Consider the following 3,849-nt stretch of genomic DNA (forward strand, 5'->3'; position numbering starts at 1 on the left):
CTGGCCGGCGAGGTGCGCGAGGACCTGCGCGAGCGCCGCCCGGCGGACGGCGCCTACTGGGCCGCGGCCGCGCCGCCGCCGAAGGGGGAGACGGCTCCGCGGCCACCGGGGGAGGAGTGACAGGCGCGCCCGGGACCGGTGACGGTCCCGGGCGCGCCTGTCGCCGGGGGCTCGGGAACCCCGGGCGTCGAGGGGCCTGGGGTTCCCGGGGTTCCTAGGGTTTCGGCGGCGCCGGGGCAACCGCGCCCCGGCCGGCCTTGACGCCGTTCACCATCGCCTGGTGGATCGCCCGAGCGGTGGTCTCGTCCTGTGCCGGCACCGGGCTGCCGGTGACCGTGTACCAGTCCAGCGCTCCGGTGTACTGGACGGTCAGCCTCGCCTCGCCGTCCACCCAGGTGGTGTGCACGGTGAGGTCGCCGGAGATCGGGCCGATCTCGGTGGTGGTCACCCCGCCGGGGCCGCTGATGATCGATTGGGTGGTCCAGGTCGCCCACGACGTGCGCGGGTCCGCGGGCGGCTGGGCCTGGCGGTTTCCTTGGTCGTGTTCGGTCATGCGCCTATCCTCCCCCGCGGGTGGCCCGCCGCCGGAGCAGCGACACCTGCGGTCGCGGCGACCGCCCGGCGGCACCGGGCGGTCGAGTCGGTACGGCGGACGGTCAGCCGGGCTGGCCGGGCTCGTCCAGCATGGGGGCGCCCTCCGCCTGGGAGGTGTCCTGTGCGTGCAGGTTCTGCATCGAGGGGACGCCCTCCTCGGGGTCCGCGGCGCGGATGTCCTCGTCGTCCTCGGTACTCACCTTGGACCGGTCACTGATGTCGGTCATCGCGGGCTCCGTCTCCTCGGCCGGTCCTGGCGCGCCCGGGCCGGAGGCGCGGCGGGACCGGTGGTGGCTCTTCGCCCCTCCAGCCTGCCTCCGCCCCGGCGCGAGGGCCAGCCGGGTGACCCGGGAAGCGCCCCGCGGACCCCACCCGGGCGTCTCCCGGACCACCCCCGGAACTCGGCCGGGCGTCACCAGGCGACGGGCAGCGACCGCATGCCGTAGATGAACGCGTCGGTGCGGAACGCCAGCTCGTCGCGCGGGACGGTCAGCCGCAGCCCGGGCAGCCGCCGGAACAGCGTGGCCAGCGCGATCTGGAGCTCGGCGCGGGCCAGCGGCTGGCCGAGGCACTGGTGCACGCCGAAGCCGAAGGCCATGTGCCGCCGGGCGTCCCGGTCCAGGTCCAGTTCGTCGGCCGGCAGCCGGTCGGCGCCGCCGAACACCGCCTCGTCCCGGTTGGCGGTGGAGAGCATCGCGACCACGCCCTCCCCGGCCCGGACGGTCGTACCGCCCAGCTCCACGTCCTCCAGCGCCACCCGGAGCACCCCGGTGTGGATGATGGTGAGGAGGCGCAGCAGCTCCTCCACCGCGCCGGGCACCGCGGCCGGGTCGGCCAGCCTGGCGACCTGCTCGGGCCGGTCCAGCAGCAGGGCGGTGGAGAGCGAGATCATGTTCGCGGTCGTCTCGTGCCCGGCGACCAGCAGCAGGAAGCCGGTGCTGGCGACCTCGCGCGGGGTGAGGTCGTCCCGGACGGCGAGCCGGCTGAGGATGTCGTCCCGCGGCTCCTCCCGCTTGCGGGCGGTCAGCGCCTCCAGGTACTCCAGCATCTCGTCCCGGGCCGCCAGGAGCTCCTCGAACGGCCTGGTGTTGCTGAGCAGCGTCCGGCTGATGCCCTGGAAGAAGTCGTGGTCCTCGTACGGGACTCCGAGCAGCAGGCAGATCACCAGCGAGGGGACGGGCAGCGCGAAGTCGGCGACCAGGTCGGCCCCGGCGCGGCCCGCGGTCATCCCGTCCAGCGCCTCGTCCACGATCCGCTGGATGTCCGGGCGCATCGCCTCGACCCGTTTGACCAGGAAGTCCCCGGTGACCATCCGGCGCAGCCGGGCGTGCTCGGGGTCGTCGAGGTTCAGGAAGTTCGGGTTCTCGCCGATCCGCTCCCGGCTGCCGGCGATCAGCAGCGGGAAGGTCGGGTGGCGCAGGTCCGCGCTGAACCGGCGGTCGGACAGGATGGCGCGGACCTCGGTGTAGCCGGTGGCCAGCCAGCAGGACTCGCCCCCGGGCAGCTCGGCGCGGCTCAGGTTCGCGGTGGCGGCGGCCTCGGTGTAGGCGGGCGGCGGGCCGAACGGGCAGCCGGCGGAGTGCCGGGCCGGCAGCGGGACGGCGGGCACGGTGGGTGTGCTCGTCAAGGCGGGGTCTCCTTGCGTCGCGATGGTTCTCCGGTGGGGGCGGGGTTGCCGGACGTTCGCCGGTCCCGGGTGCGGTTCCGGTCCTCGGCCGGCCCGGGCCGGCGTACGGTCAGCCGTCGACCGAGGCGGCCCCGGCCTCCGCCGGCCCGTCCTCGACCACGGTGATGGCGCCGCCCGGGCAGAGCTGGGAGGCCAGTCTGAGATCCTCGAACTGGTCGGGCCTGAAGGCGGTCTGACGGAGTCTCACCAGACTGTCGTCGTCGTCCTGGTCGAAGACCTCGGGAACGTTCGTGACGCACATCCCGGAGCTGCAACAGCGGTCCCGGTCGACACTCACCCGCATGGTCGGGCACCTCTCGCCAGTGCGCCGCCGGCTGCCCGGCGGCCGCCTCTCGTTGTCATTGCCAACCTAACCGCCGCTACTCCGTCCACGGAGGGCGCGGTGGCGGGATCGCCGAGAATGGCCGATTCGGCTCCCGTCGGAGCCGCCGGAGCGGCGCCGGAGGTTTGAACCGGCATCACCCCAACAAGCCTGTACCATACGGTGGTTCACGGCCTCCGGGCGCTGCCCGTGGCCGCCCGCTCCCGGCTCAGAGCCCCTCGGCGGCGGCGATCTCCCGCACGGTCGCGACGGTGTCCGCCTCGGCTGCGTCCTTGTCCGGCCGGTAGCGCACCACCCGGGCGAACCGCAGGGCGAGCCCGGCCGGATAGCGGGAGCTGCGCTGCACCCCGTCGAAGGCGATCTCGACGACCAGTTCCGGCCGGACCCGCACCGTCCAGGCGTCCCGTCCGGTCTCCCGGGCCAGCAGTTCGACGGTCTGCCGGGCGAGCGTCTCGTCGGTCAGGCCCTTGAAGGTCTTGCCGAGCATCACCCACGGGCCCAGCCCCGGCTCGCCCGCCGCCCGGGCACCCAGGTGCAGGTTGCTGAGGAAGCCGCGCCGCCGCCCGCTGCCCCACTCGGCGGCCAGCACCACCAGGTCCAGGGTGTGCCGGGGCTTCACCTTGATCCAGCCCGCGCCGCGCCGCCCGGCCGCGTACGGGGCCGACGGGTCCTTCACCAGCACGCCCTCGTGCCCGAGCGCCAGCGTGTCGCGGAAGAAGGCCAGCGCCCGGTCGCGGTCCCCGGTCTCGGTGCGGGCCACCCGCAGGCCGTCCGGCACCGCCCCGGCCAGCGCCGCCCAGCGCTCCCGGCCGGGACGGTCCACCAGGTCCTCGCCGTCCCGGTGCAGCAGGTCGAAGAAGTAGGCGTCGAGCGGGACCTCGGCGCGCAGCCGGTCCGGGTCCCGCCGGGAGGCGGTGCGCGCGGCGGTCTCCTGGAACGGGCGCGGCCGGCCGTCCGGACCGAGCGCGATCGCCTCGCCGTCCAGCACCGCCGAACGCAGCGGCAGCGCCACCGCGGCCTCGACCACCTCGGGGACGCGGGCGGCGATGTCCTCCAGGCCGCGGGTGAACACCGCGACCTCCCCGCCCTCCCGGTGCACCTGCACCCGGATGCCGTCCAGCTTCCACTCCAGCGCGGCCGGACCGGTGCGCTCCAGCGCCGTCGCCACGTCCGGCGCCGAGGCGGCCAGCATCGGCCGCACCGCCCGCCCCACCTCCAGCCGGAACGCCGCCAGCGCCGCCTCCCC

The 3,849-nt window shown here is 75.3% G+C and carries 5 protein-coding genes; all 5 read right to left on the reverse strand.

Annotated elements, in window-relative coordinates:
- Positions 1–214: 214 nt before the first annotated feature.
- Positions 215–553: a hypothetical protein gene (locus tag AE652_RS37145; protein ID WP_049659622.1), complete on the reverse strand. Its 339-nt coding sequence runs from the start codon at positions 551–553 to the stop codon at positions 215–217.
- Between the two features lie 103 nt (positions 554–656).
- Positions 657–821, reverse strand: coding sequence for a hypothetical protein (locus AE652_RS46915; protein WP_159028668.1), 165 nt, complete (start codon positions 819–821; stop codon positions 657–659).
- Positions 822–1,006: 185 nt separating this feature from the next.
- Positions 1,007–2,221, reverse strand: coding sequence for a cytochrome P450 (locus AE652_RS37150; protein WP_049659625.1), 1,215 nt, complete (start codon positions 2,219–2,221; stop codon positions 1,007–1,009).
- A gap of 109 nt (positions 2,222–2,330) precedes the next feature.
- Positions 2,331–2,564 (reverse strand): ferredoxin, encoded by a 234-nt coding sequence (locus AE652_RS37155; protein ID WP_049659628.1) that lies wholly within the window; start codon positions 2,562–2,564, stop codon positions 2,331–2,333.
- Between the two features lie 247 nt (positions 2,565–2,811).
- Positions 2,812–3,849: ATP-dependent DNA ligase (locus tag AE652_RS37160; RefSeq protein WP_049659630.1), on the reverse strand; the 1,038-nt coding region annotated here is incomplete at its 5' end.

The sequence above is a fragment of the Kitasatospora sp. MY 5-36 genome (assembly GCF_001182915.1).
Lineage (GTDB): Bacteria > Actinomycetota > Actinomycetes > Streptomycetales > Streptomycetaceae > Kitasatospora.